This is a genomic window from Geobacillus sp. YHL (assembly GCF_022341265.1).
Classification (GTDB): domain Bacteria; phylum Bacillota; class Bacilli; order Bacillales; family Anoxybacillaceae; genus Geobacillus; species Geobacillus thermoleovorans.
This window is the reverse complement of record NZ_JAEIGB010000014.1, coordinates 38,227-56,827: the sequence shown is the minus strand read 5'-3', so window position 1 is coordinate 56,827 and position 18,601 is coordinate 38,227. Positions and strand designations below refer to the sequence as shown.

Sequence of the window (18,601 nt, the reverse complement as noted above, 5' to 3'; positions counted from 1 at the left end):
AGGGAGACGATGAATGTACTGGTCATCGGACGAGGCGGGCGCGAGCACGCCATCGCCTGGAAAGCGGCGCAAAGCCCGCTTGTTGGCAAGCTGTATGTAGCGCCGGGAAACCCGGGCATCGCGGACGTGGCGGAACTGGTCCATATTGATGAGCTCGATATTGAGGCATTGGTGCAGTTTGCGAAACAACAGGCGATCGATTTGACGATCGTCGGGCCGGAAGCGCCGCTTGCTTCCGGCATTGTTGACCGTTTTATGGCCGAGGGGCTTCGCATTTTCGGCCCAAGCCAGAGGGCGGCGCTCATCGAAGGAAGCAAGGCGTTTGCCAAAGAGCTGATGAAGAAATACGGCATCCCAACGGCGGACCATGCGTCCTTTACGTCGTACGAAGAGGCGAAAGCTTATATTGAACAAAAAGGCGCGCCGATCGTCATTAAAGCGGACGGATTGGCCGCCGGAAAAGGCGTCACCGTCGCCCAAACGGTGGAAGAAGCGCTTGCCGCGGCGAAGGCAGCGCTTGTCGACGGACAATTCGGCACAGCCGGCAGTCAAGTTGTCATTGAGGAGTATTTAGAAGGGGAAGAATTTTCGTTTATGGCGTTCGTTAACGGCGAGAAGGTGTATCCGCTCGCCATCGCCCAAGACCATAAGCGGGCGTATGACGGAGACGAAGGACCGAACACCGGCGGCATGGGAGCCTACTCGCCGGTGCCGCAAATTTCGGATGAGATGATGGATGCCGCGCTAGAGGCCATTTTGCGGCCGGCGGCGAAAGCGTTGGCGGCGGAAGGACGGCCGTTTCTTGGCGTGCTGTACGCTGGATTGATGGCCACGGCAAATGGACCGAAAGTGATCGAATTCAACGCCCGCTTCGGCGATCCGGAAGCGCAAGTCGTGCTGCCGCGTCTGAAGACCGATTTGGTGGAAGCGGTACTAGCGGTGATGGATGGAAAAGAGTTGGAGCTTGAATGGACGGACGAGGCGGTGCTTGGCGTCGTGCTGGCAGCTAAAGGTTACCCCGGGGCTTACGAGCGCGGGGCCGAAATCCGCGGGTTGGACCGAATTTCCCCTGATGCGTTGTTGTTCCATGCTGGCACCAAACGAGAAGGCGGCGCATGGTACACCAATGGCGGACGCGTTCTCCTGTTAGCGGCCAAAGGGGAGACGCTCGCAAAAGCGAAGGAAAAAGCGTACGAGCAGTTGGCGGCGATCGACTGCGACGGCTTATTTTACCGGCGCGACATCGGCCGGCGCGCTATCGAACGCGCCTCCGCCGCATATACACGTATGAAAGGGCGATAATGCCGCCGATTAACGCGGTCAATACGAACGACATATCGGTCATATACTCGAGCAGCATGGTGGTTCACTCCTTTGTAGTCGAAGGTGTCCCAAGTATGGGACACCTTTTTTGATGATGTTTGGCTAGTCCACAATGCCAAGCCGCAGATCATTTTGCTTTCTTCTCTTTCGTTGACAGTTGGCACTCTTCATTGGCCGTTTCGATACATAGCAGCACGTATCGCTCACGATGCGAAAAATGTTGCCGAATGACGGTGGAATGGAAGACATCGGCAAAAGCGGTGCGCAACGTCGGACGGATGTCCTCCCTCATGTCGGATTGACGACCGCTTCCTTTTCCTCTTCAAACAGCTGCCGGCGCTGCATATTGTCAAACAGGGCGGTCATCGGACAAAAACGGGTGATCCCTTCTCCGACTTTCATCGCCCCAAGCAAAGCGGCCCACAAATAGGATGTGCACCATGGCCGCCGGGCGAGGCGGGCGGTGGCCCAGGCGATGACAGTCAGGCCAACCGTGATGCGAATGAATGCGTTCACAATGCCGATATTCGCCATCGGTCTGTCCCCTCCTTATATTTTTATTGTGAAAGTCGCTTTTGTGCGTTAAAATGGTTGTATGGAACGATTAGGAAACAAGGGACGGGGTGTCAATGGGCGAACAACGTTACCGATGGAAAGGCAGCGAACTGCGTGCACAAGCAGCGGTGATTGATGGCAAACAATCGCCGACGAAAGTATTGGTGAACGCCACATATTTGCATTCGTATTTTCGTGAATGGGTAAAAGGAAACATATGGATCCATGGCGACCGCATCGTGTATGCCGGAGAGCGTCTTCCCGATCGTGTCGACGAGGCGTGTGAGATCGTCGACTGCCGTGGGTACGTGCTCGTTCCCGGCTACATTGAGCCGCATGTTCATCCATTTCAATTATATAATCCCCATTCGTTTGCTCGTTATGCAGCGGCGCACGGAACAACAACGCTCATCAACGATAACTTGTTTTTGCTTTTGCAGCTCGATGATGAAGACGCGCTTTTATTTTTACAAGAAATGAATGCGCTTCCAACGTCGATGTATTGGTGGTGCCGGTTTGATGGGCAAACGGAGCTCGAGCGCGAAGAGGAACAAGTGTCCAATGCTCGGATCAAGCGCTGGCTTGACCAAGAGGCGGTGCTTCAAGGCGGTGAGTTGACCTCATGGCCAAAAGTGGCGAGCGGCGATGACATCATCTTGTATTGGATGCAAGAAGCGCATCGGCGGCGCCGCAAAATTGAAGGGCATTTTCCGGGGGCGTCGGAAAAGACGCTTGTCAAAATGGCGCTCTTTGGCGCAGATGGCGATCATGAGGCAATGACGGGAAAGGAAGTGCGCATGCGCCTTTGGCACGGCTATACCGTCGCGCTTCGGCATTCCTCGATTCGCCCCGATTTGCCGGTGCTGCTTGAAGAGATGAAAGCGCTTGGCATCCGGCATTATGATAAATGCTTGTTGACGACGGATGGCTCGCCGCCGGCGTTTTATGAGAATGGGGTGATCGATTGGCTGATCCGCATCGCGATCGAGCATGGCGTGCCGGTGATCGATGCCTATGCGATGGCGACGATCAACGCCGCCCGCCACTACGGCATCGAGCATCTTCACGGCAGCATTGCCACCGGCCGCATCGCTCATATCAACTTTTTGCGCTCGGCTCACGATCCGACGCCGGCGCAAGTGCTCGCCAAAGGCGAATGGGTGAAGCGCGATGGAGAAGCGCCGCCTCTCTGGCCGGCGCCGGAATGGTCTCGGTTTGGCATTCGGCCGCTTTCGTTGTCATGGGAGCTTGAATGGGATGATTTGCAATTTTCCATGCCGATGGGGCTGTGCATGGAAAACGCCGTCATTTTAAAACCGTATTCCGTGTCGATCGATACGTCGCGCGATCGTTTAGGGCATGACCATGATGAGTGTTTTCTGGCCTTGTTTGACCGAAACGGCCGCTGGCGCGTCAATACGATGTTAAAAGGTTTTTCATCGGTGCTTGGCGGGCTGGCGAGTTCTTACTCGAACACCGGGGATTTGATTTTGATCGGCAAGCATAAGGAAGATATGATGCTCGCCTTCCGGCGGATGAAGGAGATCGGCGGCGGCATTGTGCTCGCTGAGGACGGAGAGATTTTGTTTGAGCTCTCGCTTCCTTTAGGCGGCATGATGTCCTCCTTGGAGGTGGATGAATTGATCAACGAAGAAAAAACGTTCGTCCGTTTGTTGCGCGAGCGTGGATATCCGTTCGAAGACCCGGTGTATTCGTTGCTCTTTTTGCAATCGACCCACCTGCCGTATGTGCGCGTCACCCAACGCGGCATTTATGATGTGATGCACAAAACGGTACTCTTTCCTTCGATAATGCGGTAAAATAAAAAAGAAAAGGTTGTGTGTCCATTGAAACATTGGCTGTTCGTCATCAGCTGCGCGGCATTGTTGTTAGGGGGCTGCACGACCAAAAGCGAGCCGAAGCAGGCTGAACCAGCCAAACCGGCTCCTCGGCAGGAGCAGCCGTCCAAGCCTCCGGCGGAGGAAAAACAAACGTTCCCGCTGACGGGGCTGCCGGCGAAAGGGAACATCCATCAACGGGTCGTCGGCGTGATGATCAACAATCACCCGAAGGCGCGGCCGCAATCGGGGCTTCGTGCGGCGGACATCGTGTATGAGGTGCTTGCCGAGGGCGATATCACCCGTTTGTTGGCGTTGTACCAAAGCGAATTGCCGGAGCGGGTCGGACCGGTGCGAAGCGCGCGTGATTACTATATTGACTTGAGTGAAGGCTACCATGCACTGTATGTATGTCACGGCTGGAGTCCGGAGGCGAAAGCGCGTCTTGAGGGAGGCGGAATCGACTATTTGAACGGATTGTTTTACGACGGCACATTGTTTCAGCGCGTCCCGTTCCGCAAGGCGCCGCACAACTCATACATTTCATTCGCCAACATCGAAAAAGGAGCGAAACAAAACGGGTATGCTTGGACGGACCACGTTGCCCCGCTATCGTTTCGCACCGATGAGCCGAGCGGCCAAAAGGTCGAGACGGTTCACATCGCCTATTCGCATCGCGCCTATGCCCAGGTTGAATACCAATATGTTCCTGAACAAAAGGGGTATTACCGGTACAGCGGCGGCGAGCAAACGATCGATTATGATACGCATAAGCCGGTTGTCGTGCAAAACGTCATGATTATCGCTGCCCGGCATCGAGTCATCGATAGCCACGGACGGCGCGACATCGACCTCGCCTCCGGTGGCAAGGGGTACTTGCTGCAGGGCGGCGTCATGCAGCCGATCGAATGGAAAAACGTCGACGGCCGGCTGCTGCCGTACCATAACGGGGCTCCGATCGGATTCGTGCCGGGAAAAACGTGGATCAATATCGTGCCGGAACTGGCGATCGTCCAGTGGAAATCATAACCGCCTTGTCTGTTGCAAGGCAAAGGGGCGGTGGATTCGCAGATTGGTTGGCTACAACATTTTTCCCGCCAAAACGCAAGGAGGAAGCAGCTATGCAAATTGACAAACTGCGCGGCAGAGAGTTGGATCAACTGTTTAAAGCGATTTTATCGCTGCGCGATTTAGAAGAGTGTTACCGTTTTTTTGATGATTTATGCACCGTGAATGAAATCCAGGCGCTCGCCCAGCGGCTCGAGGTCGCCCGCATGCTGCGCGAAGGATATACGTATCACAAAATCGAAACGGAAACCGGAGCGAGCACGGCGACGATTTCGCGCGTCAAGCGCTGCCTCAACTACGGCAATGATGCTTACGCCATGGCGCTCGATCGCATTAAAGAGGAGCAACAGCAAGAAGAGAAAGAAGCCAACGAAGCGGTCACAGACTGACGCGGCAAGGAGATTCCTTCCATTTGCAAAGGAACTCCTTTTCTTTTTGCGGATTTGTTATAATGGAACAATGGAGACGGAGTGGAGGGTTGCCGCTATGGAGGAGATTCGCGCTTGGCGCCATGTGTTTAAACTCGACCCGAATAAACCGATTGATGACGAGCGCCTTGAGCGCCTTTGCGAGTCGGGAACGGATGCCGTCATCGTCGGCGGAACCGACGGGGTGACCATCGACAACGTGCTTGATTTATTGGCTCGCATCCGCCGTTTTTCGGTGCCATGCGCGCTCGAAGTCACCGACGTCGAAGCGCTGACGCCGGGATTTGACGTATATTTGGTTCCGATCGTGTTAAACAGCCGGCAGGCGGAGTGGATCATCGGCCGTCATCACGAGGCGGTGAAACAATACGGTGATATGATGAACTGGGATGAGATTGCCGCAGAGGGCTATTGCATTTTAAATCCGGAATGCAAGGCCGCCAAGCTGACGAGAGCCGATACGGAGCTTGACGTCGACGATATTGTGGCCTATGCCCGTTTGGCTGAGCATTTGTACAAGCTGCCGATTTTTTACCTTGAGTATAGCGGAGTTTATGGAGATCCGTCTGTCGTGGAAAAAGTGAAACAAGCGCTTGATCAGACGCAGCTGTTTTACGGCGGCGGCATCACAACTCCTGAGCAGGCGGAGCATATGGCGCGCTATGCCGATACGGTGGTCGTCGGCAACGCGATTTACGACGCGTTCGAACAGGCGTTGGCGACGGTGGCGGCGGTGAAGCAGATGGCTGGTCAACGCAGCGGCGATGACGGAAAATAGAACATATGTTTTGTTGGTGGTGGACATGATGAATTTTTTATCGGAAAAGCTGCTTGCGCATTTAAACAAAGAGCAGCAAGAAGCCGTTAAAACGACAGAAGGCCCATTGCTCATCATGGCGGGAGCGGGCAGCGGAAAAACGCGCGTGCTGACGCACCGGATCGCCTATTTGATGGCGGAAAAACAGGTGGCGCCGTGGAATATTTTAGCCATTACGTTTACGAACAAAGCGGCGCGTGAAATGAAGGAGCGGGTGCAGGCGCTCTTAGGCGGGGCGGCGGAAGACGTGTGGATTTCGACGTTCCATTCGATGTGCGTCCGCATGTTGCGCCGCGACATTGACCGCATCGGCATCAATCGCAATTTTTCCATCCTTGACCCGACGGATCAGCTTTCGGTCATCAAAGCGATTTTGAAAGACAAAAATATCGATCCGAAAAAATTTGAGCCGCGGACGATTTTAGCGACGATCAGCGGGGCGAAAAACGATTTGCTCACGCCCGAGCAATTCGCAAAGCGGGCATCGACGTACTACGAAAAGATCGTCGGCGACGTGTATCAAGAGTATCAACAGCGCCTTCTCCGCAATCATTCACTCGATTTCGACGATTTGATCATGACGACGATCCACTTGTTTGACCGCGTGCCGGATGTGCTTCAATATTACCAGTATAAGTTCCAGTACATCCATATCGATGAGTACCAGGATACGAACCGCGCTCAATATACGCTGGTGAAAAAGCTCGCAGACCGGTTTCAAAATATTTGCGCCGTCGGCGATGCCGACCAGTCGATTTACCGGTGGCGCGGGGCGGACATTCGCAATATTTTATCGTTTGAGCGCGACTACCCGAACGCGAAAGTCATTTTGCTTGAACAAAACTACCGCTCGACGAAACGCATTTTGCAGGCGGCAAATGAAGTCATTGCGCATAACGTCAATCGAAAACCAAAGCGGTTGTGGACGGAAAACCCGGAAGGGAAGCCAATCGTCTATTATGAAGCGATGAACGAAGTGGACGAAGCGCAATTTGTCGCCCGCCGCATTCAAGAGGCGGTTGAGAGCGGGGAGCGCCGCTACCGCGATTTTGCCGTGCTTTATCGGACGAACGCCCAGTCGCGCGTCATCGAGGAAATGTTTTTAAAAGCGAACATTCCGTACCAAATCGTCGGCGGCTTAAAGTTCTATGACCGGAAAGAAATTAAAGACATTCTCGCTTACTTGCGCGTCATCGCCAACCCCGATGACGATTTGAGCTTGCTTCGCATCATCAACGTGCCAAAGCGTGGCATCGGCGCCTCTACGATCGACAAACTTGTCCGCTATGCGGCCGAGCATGAGCTGTCCTTGTTTGAAGCGCTCGGCGAGCTGGAGATGATCGGCTTCAGCGCGAAGACGGCCGGGGCGCTCGCCGCGTTTCGCGGACAGCTTGAGCAATGGACGCAGCTGCAAGAATACGTTCCGGTGACGGAACTTGTGGAGGAAGTGCTCGACCAATCGGGCTACCGCGAGATGCTCAAGGCGGAACGGACGATTGAAGCGCAAAGCCGGCTTGAGAACTTGGACGAGTTTTTGTCGGTGACGAAGCATTTCGAAAATGTAAGCGACGATAAATCGCTCGTCGCCTTTTTAACCGACTTGGCGCTCATTTCTGATTTGGACGAGCTGAATGGGACAGATCAGGCGGCCGAGGGCGATGCCGTCGTCTTCATGACGCTGCACGCCGCCAAAGGGCTTGAGTTTCCGGTCGTGTTTTTGATTGGCATGGAAGAAGGCATTTTTCCGCATCTTCGTTCACTGGAGAATGAGGATGAAATGGAAGAAGAGCGGCGGCTGGCGTATGTCGGCATCACTCGGGCCGAGGAAGAGCTCGTATTGACGAACGCGCAAATGCGGACGCTGTTTGGCAACATCCAAATGAACCGGCCGTCGCGCTTTTTAGATGAGATTCCCGCGCATTTGCTGGAGACGGTCTCGCGTGGGAAACCGTCTGTTTCCCGTTCAGCGTCCGCTCGCTTGCAGGCAGGCGGCGCCATCAGGGTGTGGAAAGTCGGAGACCGGGCGAACCATCGGAAATGGGGAATCGGTACGGTTGTCAGTGTCCGTGGCGAAGGTGACGACCAAGAACTCGATATCGCCTTCCCGAGCCCGATCGGCATTAAACGTCTGCTCGCTAAATTTGCGCCGATTGAGAAAGTATAGAAAGGAGAACGGGTGAACGTATGGACCGCCAACAAGCCGAACGGCGCGCGGCCGAGCTGCGCGAACTGCTGCACCGCTATGGCTACGAATATTATGTGCTCGACCGGCCGTCCGTCCCGGACGCCGAGTATGACCGGCTCATGCAAGAGTTGATGGCCATCGAGGAACAGTATCCGGAATTGAAAACGAGCGACTCGCCGACCCAGCGCATCGGCGGCCCTCCGCTTGAGGCGTTTCGCAAAGTGACGCATGTTGTTCCCATGATGAGTCTCGCGAACGCGTTTGACGAAGGGGATTTGCGCGATTTTGACCGCCGCGTCCGCCAAGAGGTCGGCGAAGCAGCGTACGTGTGCGAGTTGAAAATCGATGGTCTCGCTGTCTCCGTCCGCTATGAAGATGGTTATTTCGTCCAAGGGGCGACACGCGGCGACGGAACGACCGGCGAGGACATTACGGAAAATTTGAGAACGATCCGTTCACTGCCGCTTCGGCTGAAGGAGCCGGTGTCGCTGGAGGCGCGCGGCGAGGCGTTCATGCCGAAAGCGTCGTTTTTGCGCTTGAATGAGGAGCGAAAAGCCCGAGGCGAGGAGCTGTTTGCCAACCCGCGCAACGCTGCGGCTGGCTCGCTCCGCCAGCTCGATCCGAAAGTGGCGGCGTCGCGCCAGCTCGATTTGTTCGTTTATGGTTTGGCCAATGCCGAAGAGCTTGGCATTGAGTCGCACAGCGAGGCGCTCGACTACTTACAGGCGCTTGGGTTTAAAGTGAATCCCGAGCGGCGGCGCTGCGCCAACATCGATGAGGTGATCGCCTTCGTCAACGAGTGGCACGAAAAACGGCCGCAGCTGCCGTACGAGATCGACGGCATCGTCATTAAAGTCGACTCGTTCGCCCAACAGCGGGAGCTTGGTGCGACGGCAAAAAGCCCGCGCTGGGCGATCGCCTACAAATTCCCAGCCGAGGAAGTGGTGACGACGCTCATCGGCATTGAGGTGAACGTCGGCCGCACGGGCGTCGTCACTCCGACAGCGATCTTAGAGCCGGTCCGCGTCGCCGGCACGACCGTGCAGCGCGCCACTCTTCATAATGAAGATTTTATACGGGAAAAAGATATTCGCATCGGCGATGCGGTCATCATTAAAAAAGCGGGCGACATCATCCCGGAAGTGGTCGGCGTCGTCGTCGACCGGCGCGACGGGGATGAAACGCCGTTTGTGATGCCGACGCATTGTCCGGAATGCGAAAGCGAGCTCGTCCGCCTAGATGGAGAAGTGGCGCTCCGTTGCTTAAACCCGAAATGCCCGGCCCAGCTGCGCGAACGGCTCATCCATTTTGCCTCAAGAGCAGCGATGAACATTGAAGGGTTGGGCGAAAAAGTCGTCACCCAACTGTTTAACGCTGGCCTCGTCCACGATGTCGCCGATTTGTACCGGCTGACGAAAGAACAGCTCATCGGTTTGGAACGGATGGGCGAAAAGTCAGCAACCAACTTGCTTGCAGCGATTGAGGCATCGAAGCAAAACTCGCTCGAGCGGTTGCTGTTCGGTCTTGGCATCCGCTACGTCGGGGCGAAAGCCGCCCAACTTTTGGCTGAGCATTTTGAAACGATGGAGCGGCTGGAAAAAGCGACGAAAGAGGAATTGATGGCCGTGCCGGAAATTGGCGAGAAAATGGCGGACTCGATCATCGCCTTCTTTTCCCAGCCAGAAGCGGCCGAGCTGCTCCATGAGCTGCGGCTTTACGGCGTCAACATGGCATACAAAGGGCTGAAGCGGGCGGCTGAAGCGCCTGCTGACTCCGCCTTCGCCGGCAAAACGGTCGTCTTGACCGGCAAACTCGCGTCGATGTCGCGCAATGAGGCAAAAGAAGAGATTGAACGGCTCGGCGGGCGCGTCACCGGCAGCGTCAGCCGCAGCACCGACATCGTCATCGCCGGTGAGGACGCCGGATCGAAGCTGGAGAAAGCCCAGCAGCTTGGCATTGAGATTTGGGACGAATCACGATTTTTGCAAGAGATCAGCAGGGGGAAACGATGAAACGAATCTCACCACTTCGCAGTTTGGTTGCCTGCCGTTGGACGAATCGGGCCCGAAAGCGGTTGGCCGCTGTCGGCCTCGCTTCGATTTGTTTGTTGTCTGCGTGTGCGCCGAAGTTTGACAAAGGTGAGGAAGTCGTGCAAGACAAAGGCAGCAAACAGCAAGAAGCCGTCATCCCGAAATACAACATTGCCGACTCGTATTACCGCGTCATCCTTCCGTTCAAACCGTCCGGGGCCCGTGGGGAGGTCGTCAATGATTTAAATACGCGCCTTGATGTCGACGAATTTGAGACGGGGCTCATGCGCTTGGCCACTGAGCAGTTTCCGTCGGATGAGTACTTGTTCCAAGAGGGGCAATATTTAGACAGCGAGACGGTTGGAAAATGGCTCGCTCGCAAGAAGACGACTCGCCAGCTGAAGGAAGAGAAAATGAAGCCGGAAGACAACATCGGCTTAAACCCACCGATCAGCGACACGGGAACAAACGAACAAAAAAACAAACAAAGCCCGATTTATTTGGCGAGCATTTTGGAACATGATTATTTGGTGAAGATCGACAACGACAAAGTGAAGCTCGGCGGCATCGCTATCGGCCTGGCGTTAAACTCCGTCCACTATTATTCGACCGAGCAAGGCTATCCGCGGGAGGTCAAAATCAAAGACGATGTCATCGAACGGGAAGGAAAGCGGATCGCCGCCGAGGTGCTGAAGCGGCTGCGGAGCATGAAAGGGCTTGGGAACGTGCCGATTACGATCGCCCTGTACAAACAAGCGCCCCGTTCATCTGTTGTTCCAGGCCACTTTTTCGCCGTCGCCCATGTCGATGAAGGAAGCAGCACCATCGATGATTGGGAGGCGGTGAACGAGGAATATTATTTATTCCCGTCTGATGAGGCGGAAGAAAACCACCGCGACGACTGGCTGAAATTCAATAATTTTAAATCAGACGTTGAGGACTTTTTCCCGAACTACACGGGCATCGTCGGCAGAGGGCTGTATGTCAACGACCAGCTTCAGAAGTTAACGATCAACATTACGATGCCGTTTTACGGCAAAGCGGAAGTGATCGGCTTTACCCAATACGTGACCGGCTTGGTGATGGAAAAATTCCCGGACTACATCACCGTCAACGTCTACATCGCCTCGGCCGGCCAGCCGGAAAGCCTCATCGTGCGCCAGGCGAAAGCAGACGAGCCGTTTGTGCATATTTATCAATGACAACGTGCCACATCCCCTCTGGACGAGCCAGAGGGGATGTGTTTTTTGCGATGTTGCGGTTCGAAAAGGCTGGTGTAAACGGATTCGGTGGCAGCCTGTCGGTGTGATTTGCCGGATGGGGGACAGACTGATAAAATAATGAAGACCTAGATGCGAGTAAAGGTGTGTCACGATCATGAAAGCCATCTGTGTGTTTTGCGGATCAAGTTATGGACAAAGCGTAAAATACAAGGAAGCGGCGAAAGAGCTCGGAACGTTTTTAGCCCGAAGCGGCATGACGCTCATTTATGGCGGCGGAAAACGCGGCTTGATGGGGGAAGTCGCGGAGGCGGCGCTTCGGCATCAAGGGCGCGTGGTTGGGGTCATTCCGCAATTTTTGAAGGACCGGGAAGTGGCGCATAATCGATTGAGCGAACTGTTGGTCGTCGATACGATGCATACGCGCAAAGCGAAAATGTATGAGTCGGCCGACGGGTTTATCGCCCTGCCAGGAGGGTACGGGACGTATGAAGAGCTGTTTGAAGTGCTCTCATGGTCGCGCGTCGGCCTCCACCAAAAACCGATCGGCCTGCTCAACGTGGACGGGTTTTTCGACCCCCTTCTTCATTTGCTTCGGCATACAGTCGAAAACGGATTTGCCGCGCCGGAAGATCTCGATCTGATTGTCAGTGCTGAGGATGTTTCGACGCTGTATGAGCGGATGAAGACGTTCCGCCATCATCGCTGTTCTGGAACATGAAGGAACGGGTTGCCGCTTCCTGCTAAGCTGGCAAATTGTTCACTTCATAAGCGGCTCGGATGCCGGATTCAATGGCGCCTTGAATCCATCCGTGGTGGGTGGAAGCGTGTTCCCCGGCAAAATGCACCCTTCCTTCGGGAGCGGCGATATACGGCGACAGCTCCGTCACTTGATTCGGCTTCATCATCGTGAAGGCGCCGCCTGAGTACGGATAGCGAACCCAGCTATGGCTTGTTCCGGTTTCAAATTCACGGTACACTTGTTCGCCATGGAGGACAGCTAAGTTTTTGAGCGTGTATTCAAGCCGCTCTTCATCGCTTAAGCTGTCCCACGGGATCGTGTCGTCTTCCCACGTATAGCTGGCCAATACGACGCCAGGCCCTGCCGTGCCGATGCCTTGGCTCGGATATTGAGTGTATCGAATCGGCAAGTCCGAGACCGTTTTGCCGCCGAACATCCCTTCTTTTTCCCAAAATCGTGTTTTAAATTGGATGCCGGTTTTCGTCGAGCCGACGTAATGCAGTTCGCGGATCGCTTTCCATTTGTTTTCGGAAAACGAATGGCGCGGCTCCATTTCGATAAACTGCAAAATCGAAAACGGGATGGTGACGATCACGCGATCTGCGGTGATTTGAAACGGCTGGAGAATTTTTGTATGGGTGGCGTGGATGGTGACGCCGTTTTCGTGCTGGACGATTTTTTGCACTTTATGGCTAAAGAAAATCTCGTCCTTCAGCTGCGGCAAAAAAGCTTTGGGAAGCCGATCGTTGCCGCCGACAATTTCATAAAAGCGAATATTCGGCGTAAACAGCACCATCAGTTCGCGCAGCATCTCCAGAAACGAAAGTTCAGGGAATCCTTCTAACGAGAGAACGGCTTTGATCATATCGATGGCTCCCACGGACAACGGTAGACCGAATGGGTTGTAGCGCAAATAGGCGTCCAGCGAGTAGCGGTCGAGCTGTTCAATGACAATCGGCCAATGTTTTTCCGGATTTTGTTCGATGAATTGAATGACCGGACGAATCGCCATCTGCAATAATTGGGAAGCGGTTTTGCCTCGTTCATGCGGGGCGACCGGAAAGCCAAAGAGGTCGGGATGCCGCTCATATTCACCAAGGCGCGCTTTCACGCCGCGAAAATACAGAATGTCGCGCGGAGTGCTGTTGATAAACGGGTGAAGCGGCAAGTTGAATTTTTTGATGTATTCCAATGTCAATTGATGGGTGTGCGGGATGCGCATGGCGCCAGCTTCAAGATACTGGTCGTCGCGAAAGTGGGAGCGGAGCGTGTAGATTCGGCCGCCGACCCGCTCGGACGCTTCAAGAATCGTGATGCGATGGCCGGCTTGCTTCAGCAATGACGCTGCGACAAGTCCGGCCATTCCGGCGCCGATAATGACGATGTTTTGAGGGGTGGATGTTTTCGTCAACCCATTTCGGATGATCGCAATCATCGTTTCCATTGGGAGTTTCGGAAACACATAAGGATGTGCCACGTTTGAATCCCCCTTTGCCGTTTTCACCGCGCGAGGATGAAGGTGCGGTTATTCCATCTTATTCCGCGGCAAAGGGGAGTATGTGAGAATAGGAATGCCCGTCACGGCCTGGAAACGATATACGTCCCGCCATCGATTTCGATGCGGCGCTGCTCCTGCATGCCCACAAGCCGGCACAAAAAAGGGCGCGTTGACGGTCGATGGTCGGCTTCATAAAAACAAAGGGCGATGCCGCCGACGGCTAGTTCAGCGTACGCCCCTGCCTCATCGCGCCCAAAGCGAGGGACAGGAAGGCCAAACAGCCGCCGATACGTGTCGATGGCGCGGCGAAGGTCAAGCGTATAGACGCCGATGGACGACAAAGAAGAAGCCCCGATTCGATGGTGCATGAGCGGCGCCAGCTCGTTCATCCGCACGTCATCACCGTCGCCCCATTGGATGAAAAACGGATAGCGAAATGCACCGTCTGTGTCGTCTTCGATAAACAGCATCGACCATGTCAGCCGCTTGCCGTCATCGCGCTCGCGGCTGCCGGGGAGCGGACCGATTGGGGTAAACCCGTTTCGTTTGAGATGTGCCGCCACCGCTCCGATGTTGTTCGTGCGGAAGGCAAATTGGGAGAAGCCGTTTCCTTCTTGGCGGTCGGCGACAAGCTGGGCGATGAGCGGATTTCCGCATGTTTTCGCCGTCTGCTCATCGGCGATGCCGATCCACTCAATGTAGCGCAAATGCTCGAAGCAGCATAATGCGTTATACGTTCCCCATGACGGATGGCGGCCGCCGTGGATGGCTGTAAACCCCCATTGTTCAAACGCCGTTTTCGCTTGCTCCGGTCGTTCGGTTAAGTGGACGAGATGGTCAAACGCGACATTCATGGCGGCGACCTCCTCCTAGATGGAATCGATCAGCGGAACAACATTTCTTTCAGCTTGTAAATGATTCGTTCGTTGTCGACGGTGCGGTGGGCGATAAAATTCAAGTCCAGCTTGATGTCTTCGATTTGGGCAGCCAATTGTTCGTAACGGGAGTCCATTTTTTGTTCGAGGCGGTCCACCGTTTGTTTCAATGAGGCAAATTCCTGGTGAAGCTGGTGGACGTCAGCGGCGAGAGCTTCCAGTTTGGCGTCTGTTTCGTCTTGGCGGTGGAGAAGAGCGGCCACGATGCCGTTCAATTCCTTTTGCCCGGCGCGAAGCGAATCTTGTTCTTGACGCAGACGCTGTTGTTCCAAACGGATTTCCTGCTGCTCTTTTCGGATTTCTTGTTGTTCTTTTCGAATTTCTTCTTGTTCCTGGCGAATGGCGATTTGTTCCCGCTCGAGCCGCTCTTGGCCTTCCACGAGCTTTTGCAGCGTCCCGTCCATCGCGTTCAAGCGGTCAAGCACTTGGGCGAGCAAAGCGTCACTCATCGTCATTATTCCCCCTTTTTTGTCCGTTATGGCCATTATAGTACATATGTTCGTTTTCGTCAACGGGCAACTAGGCAAAAGAGGGCCAGACGGTTGCTTTATTTCCTAAACGTTTGGTATCATCATAGTATTGTGGAAGGTCGACCATGTCGGAGGTGAATACAATGTCGCGAATTTCGATTGAACAAGTGAAACATGTCGCCGATTTGGCGCGGTTGGCGATTACGGATGAAGAGGCCGAGATGTTTACGAAACAGCTCGATGCGATTATTACGTTTGCCGAGCAGCTGAATGAATTGGATACGGAGAACGTTCCGCCGACTTCGCACGTGCTTGATATGAGAAACGTGATGCGCGAGGATATTCCAGAACCGGGGCTGCCGCGCGAAGAAGTGTTGAAAAACGCGCCAGATCAGCAAGACGGCCAGTTCCGTGTGCCGGCCATTTTAGAGTAAGGAGGGGGATTTATGTCGCTTTTTGACCATTCCGTGTCAGAATTACATACGTTGCTGAAGAAAAAAGAAGTGTCGATTTTCGATTTAGTCGACGAATCGTACCGCCGCATCGATGAAGTGGAAGAGAAAGTGCAAGCGTTTTTAACATTAAATGAAGAACAGGCGCGGGCGAAAGCGAAAGAGTTGGATAACCAGCTCGCCAAAGGCGAAGAAACGAACCCGCTGTTCGGCTTGCCGATCGGCATTAAAGACAACATCGTCACAAAAGGGCTGCGTACGACATGCGCCAGCAAAATTTTGTACAACTTTGACCCGATTTACGACGCCACTGTCATGGAGCGGTTGAATGCCGCAGGGACGATCACGATCGGGAAGTTGAACATGGACGAGTTCGCCATGGGCTCGTCGACGGAAAACTCCGGGTTTCAGCTGACGCGCAACCCGTGGGACTTAGAGCGCGTTCCGGGCGGCTCAAGCGGCGGTTCGGCGGCGGCGGTGGCGGCCGGCGAAGTGCCGTTTGCGCTCGGCTCGGATACGGGCGGTTCGATCCGCCAGCCGGCAGCGTTTTGCGGGGTTGTTGGCTTGAAGCCGACGTACGGACGCGTCTCGCGCTTCGGGCTTGTTGCGTTTGCGTCGTCGCTGGACCAAATCGGCCCGATTACGCGCACGGTCGAAGACAACGCGTATGTATTGCAAGCGATCGCGGGCGTCGACCCGATGGATTCGACTTCAGCGAACATTCCAGTGCCGAACTATGTGGAGGCGTTAACGGGCGATATCAAAGGGTTGAAAATCGCTGTGCCGAAAGAATATTTAGGTGAAGGCGTCGATGAAGGCGTGCGCCAGTCAGTGCTTGCGGCGCTTGCCGTGCTTGAGAAGCTTGGCGCGGCGTGGGAAGAAGTGTCGCTGCCGCATTCAAAATACGCCTTGGCGACGTACTATTTGCTCGCTTCGTCCGAGGCATCAGCGAACTTGGCTCGCTTTGACGGCGTCCGCTACGGCTATCGGACGGACAACGCGAAAAACTTGATCGATATGTATAAACTGACGCGAAGCGAAGGGTTTGGGGCGGAGGTCAAGCGCCGCATTATGCTCGGGACGTTCGCGTTAAGCTCGGGCTATTACGATGCGTATTACAAAAAAGCGCAAAAAGTTCGGACGTTGATCAAGCGCGACTTCGAAAACGTATTTGAACGATATGACGTCATCATCGGCCCGACAACGCCGACGCCGGCGTTTAAAATCGGCGAGAAAACGAGTGATCCGCTGACGATGTACATGAACGACATTTTAACGATTCCAGTCAACCTTGCGGGTGTACCGGCGATTTCCGTGCCGTGCGGCTTTGTCGATGGCTTGCCGGTCGGCTTGCAAATTATCGGCAAGCACTTTGATGAAAGCACCGTCTACCGCGTCGCCCACGCTTTTGAACAAGCGACCGACTACCATAAGCAAAAACCGGTGTTGTAAGGGGGGTTAGGTGATGAACTTTGAAACGGTCATCGGACTTGAGGTGCACGTCGAGCTGAAAACGAAATCGAAAATTTTCTCCAGCAGCCCGAACGCGTTCGGCGCGCCCCCGAACACGCAAACGAACGTCATTGACTTAGGGTATCCAGGCGTGCTGCCGGTGTTGAACCGACAGGCGGTCGAGTTTGCGATGAAAGCGGCGATGGCGTTAAACTGCGAAATCGCGACCGAGACGAAATTCGACCGCAAAAACTACTTTTATCCGGACAACCCGAAAGCGTACCAAATTTCGCAATACGATCAGCCGCTTGGCCGAAATGGCTGGATTGAAATTGAAGTAAACGGAAAAAAGAAAAAAATCGGCATCACCCGCATCCATCTCGAAGAAGACGCCGGCAAGCTGACGCATACGGGCGACGGCTATTCGCTCGTGGATTTTAACCGTCAAGGGACGCCGCTCATTGAGATCGTCTCCGAGCCAGACATCCGCTCGCCGGAAGAAGCGTACGCCTACTTGGAAAAATTAAAAGCGATCATCCAATATACCGGCGTTTCCGACTGCAAAATGGAAGAAGGGTCGCTTCGCTGCGACGCCAATATTTCGCTTCGCCCGCTCGGTTCGGACAAGTTCGGTACAAAAACGGAATTGAAAAACCTCAACTCGTTCAACTTCGTTCGCATGGGGTTGGAATACGAAGCGAAGCGGCAGGAGAAAATTTTGCTCTCGGGCGGCGTCATCCGTCAAGAAACGCGGCGCTTTGATGAAGCGACGAAAACGACCGTTTTGATGCGCGTCAAAGAAGGTTCGGAAGACTACCGCTACTTCCCAGAGCCGGACTTGGTGATGCTCTATATTGACGACGAATGGAAAGAGCGCGTCCGCGCCTCGATTCCGGAGCTGCCGGACGCCCGCCGGAAGCGGTATGTCGAAGAGTGGGGCTTGCCGGAGTATGACGCCAAAGTGCTCACACTGACAAAAGAAATGGCTGACTTCTTTGAAGCGACCGTCGCAAACGGCGCCGATCCGAAACTGGCGTCGAACTGGCTCATGGTCGAAGTATCCGGGTACTTAAACGCCGAGCAAAAAGAGCTCCATGACATCGCCTTGACGCCGGAAAGCTTGGCTGGAATGATCAAACTCATCCAAAACGGCACGATTTCGTCGAAAATCGCCAAAAAAGTGTTCAAAGAACTCGTCGAACACGGCGGCGATCCAGAGAAAATCGTCAAAGAAAAAGGGCTCGTGCAAATTTCCGACGAAGGAGCGCTGCGCAAAATCGTGCTCGAAGTGCTCGACGCCAACCCGCAGTCGGTCGAAGACTATAAAAACGGCAAAGACCGCGCGCTTGGCTTCCTCGTCGGCCAAGTGATGAAAGCGACGAAAGGACAAGCGAATCCGCCGCTTGTCAATAAGCTGTTAGTAGAGGAAATTGGAAAACGATAATGAAACAATAGGAGGCCTGCCCACCGGCAGGCTCTGTTTTCAATAAAAATTTTTGCACTATTAAAAAAATACAATTGACAAACGTTGTGATCGAATGATAGATTTTTTATAAGAAAAAACCAATTGATTTAGTAGGATATGAAA

18 protein-coding genes are annotated in these 18,601 nt (G+C 54.3%); 12 read left to right on the top strand and 6 right to left on the bottom strand.

What is annotated here, in order from left to right:
• Positions 1 to 9: 9 nt before the first annotated feature.
• Complete coding sequence (gene purD / locus JCR24_RS12380; RefSeq protein WP_238980731.1) at positions 10 to 1,302, top strand: phosphoribosylamine--glycine ligase; 1,293 nt, start codon at positions 10 to 12, stop codon at positions 1,300 to 1,302.
• On the opposite strand, the gene JCR24_RS17565 is transcribed toward purD, so the two are convergent.
• The 3 genes from JCR24_RS17565 to JCR24_RS12370 form a co-directional block, all read right to left on the bottom strand.
• Positions 1,256 to 1,360 carry an EYxxD motif small membrane protein gene (locus JCR24_RS17565; protein ID WP_370643341.1) on the bottom strand — a complete coding sequence of 35 codons (105 nt, stop codon included), beginning with the start codon at positions 1,358 to 1,360 and terminating at the stop codon, positions 1,256 to 1,258. The two genes, purD and JCR24_RS17565, sit on opposite strands and share 47 nt — an antisense overlap.
• Before the next feature lie 90 nt (positions 1,361 to 1,450).
• Complete coding sequence (locus tag JCR24_RS12375; RefSeq protein ID WP_011229778.1) at positions 1,451 to 1,615, bottom strand: hypothetical protein; 165 nt, start codon at positions 1,613 to 1,615, stop codon at positions 1,451 to 1,453.
• Positions 1,612 to 1,857, bottom strand: coding sequence for a YgaP family membrane protein (locus tag JCR24_RS12370; RefSeq protein ID WP_011229779.1), 246 nt, complete (start codon positions 1,855 to 1,857; stop codon positions 1,612 to 1,614). The genes JCR24_RS12375 and JCR24_RS12370 overlap by 4 nt, the downstream gene beginning before the upstream one ends.
• Positions 1,858 to 1,952: 95 nt before the next feature.
• Here JCR24_RS12370 and JCR24_RS12365 point away from each other — a divergent pair, with 95 nt between their 5' ends.
• From JCR24_RS12365 to JCR24_RS12330, 8 genes are all read left to right on the top strand, one after another.
• Positions 1,953 to 3,698, top strand: coding sequence for an adenine deaminase C-terminal domain-containing protein (locus tag JCR24_RS12365; protein ID WP_238980730.1), 1,746 nt, complete (start codon positions 1,953 to 1,955; stop codon positions 3,696 to 3,698).
• 27 nt (positions 3,699 to 3,725) lie between these two features.
• On the top strand, positions 3,726 to 4,745 hold the full coding sequence (locus JCR24_RS12360) for a DUF3048 domain-containing protein (RefSeq protein WP_015373819.1): 1,020 nt from the start codon (positions 3,726 to 3,728) through the stop codon (positions 4,743 to 4,745).
• Between the two features lie 92 nt (positions 4,746 to 4,837).
• Positions 4,838 to 5,173 carry a YerC/YecD family TrpR-related protein gene (locus tag JCR24_RS12355; RefSeq protein WP_011229782.1) on the top strand — a complete coding sequence of 112 codons (336 nt, stop codon included), beginning with the start codon at positions 4,838 to 4,840 and terminating at the stop codon, positions 5,171 to 5,173.
• Between the two features lie 97 nt (positions 5,174 to 5,270).
• The gene (gene pcrB, locus JCR24_RS12350) at positions 5,271 to 5,990 is read left to right on the top strand and encodes a heptaprenylglyceryl phosphate synthase (RefSeq protein ID WP_014194773.1); all 720 of its coding nucleotides are present in this window, start codon (positions 5,271 to 5,273) and stop codon (positions 5,988 to 5,990) included.
• A 28-nt stretch (positions 5,991 to 6,018) separates the two neighbouring features.
• Positions 6,019 to 8,193 (top strand): DNA helicase PcrA, encoded by a 2,175-nt coding sequence (gene pcrA, locus JCR24_RS12345; protein WP_011229784.1) that lies wholly within the window; start codon positions 6,019 to 6,021, stop codon positions 8,191 to 8,193.
• Between the two features lie 20 nt (positions 8,194 to 8,213).
• A complete protein-coding gene (ligA, locus tag JCR24_RS12340; RefSeq protein WP_014194775.1) occupies positions 8,214 to 10,226 on the top strand; it encodes an NAD-dependent DNA ligase LigA in 2,013 nt (670 codons plus the stop codon).
• Positions 10,223 to 11,446, top strand: a complete 1,224-nt coding sequence (locus tag JCR24_RS12335; protein ID WP_023633361.1) for a CamS family sex pheromone protein — start codon at positions 10,223 to 10,225, stop codon at positions 11,444 to 11,446. The genes ligA and JCR24_RS12335 overlap by 4 nt, the downstream gene beginning before the upstream one ends.
• 175 nt (positions 11,447 to 11,621) lie before the next feature.
• Positions 11,622 to 12,185: an LOG family protein gene (locus JCR24_RS12330; protein ID WP_023633360.1), complete on the top strand. Its 564-nt coding sequence runs from the start codon at positions 11,622 to 11,624 to the stop codon at positions 12,183 to 12,185.
• Between the two features lie 22 nt (positions 12,186 to 12,207).
• Here the strand turns inward: JCR24_RS12330 and JCR24_RS12325 are convergent, their stop codons facing one another.
• The 3 genes from JCR24_RS12325 to JCR24_RS12315 all read right to left on the bottom strand — a co-directional run bounded on the left by JCR24_RS12325 (position 12,208) and on the right by JCR24_RS12315 (position 15,094).
• Positions 12,208 to 13,650 (bottom strand): flavin monoamine oxidase family protein, encoded by a 1,443-nt coding sequence (locus tag JCR24_RS12325; protein ID WP_238980736.1) that lies wholly within the window; start codon positions 13,648 to 13,650, stop codon positions 12,208 to 12,210.
• Between the two features lie 134 nt (positions 13,651 to 13,784).
• Entirely contained in the window at positions 13,785 to 14,558 is a 774-nt protein-coding gene (locus JCR24_RS12320; RefSeq protein WP_238980729.1) for a VOC family protein, read from the bottom strand.
• A gap of 29 nt (positions 14,559 to 14,587) precedes the next feature.
• The gene (locus tag JCR24_RS12315) at positions 14,588 to 15,094 is read right to left on the bottom strand and encodes a hypothetical protein (protein ID WP_011229789.1); all 507 of its coding nucleotides are present in this window, start codon (positions 15,092 to 15,094) and stop codon (positions 14,588 to 14,590) included.
• 158 nt (positions 15,095 to 15,252) lie between these two features.
• Between JCR24_RS12315 and gatC the strand changes: the two genes are divergently transcribed.
• From gatC to gatB, 3 genes are read left to right on the top strand one after another with little or no spacing between them, the layout of a single operon-like run.
• A complete protein-coding gene (gene gatC / locus JCR24_RS12310; protein WP_011229790.1) occupies positions 15,253 to 15,543 on the top strand; it encodes an Asp-tRNA(Asn)/Glu-tRNA(Gln) amidotransferase subunit GatC in 291 nt (96 codons plus the stop codon).
• A 12-nt stretch (positions 15,544 to 15,555) separates the two neighbouring features.
• Positions 15,556 to 17,013, top strand: coding sequence for an Asp-tRNA(Asn)/Glu-tRNA(Gln) amidotransferase subunit GatA (gene gatA / locus JCR24_RS12305; protein WP_238980728.1), 1,458 nt, complete (start codon positions 15,556 to 15,558; stop codon positions 17,011 to 17,013).
• Between the two features lie 13 nt (positions 17,014 to 17,026).
• The gene (gatB, locus tag JCR24_RS12300) at positions 17,027 to 18,457 is read left to right on the top strand and encodes an Asp-tRNA(Asn)/Glu-tRNA(Gln) amidotransferase subunit GatB (protein WP_031212135.1); all 1,431 of its coding nucleotides are present in this window, start codon (positions 17,027 to 17,029) and stop codon (positions 18,455 to 18,457) included.
• The last annotated feature ends 144 nt before the right edge of the window (positions 18,458 to 18,601 follow it).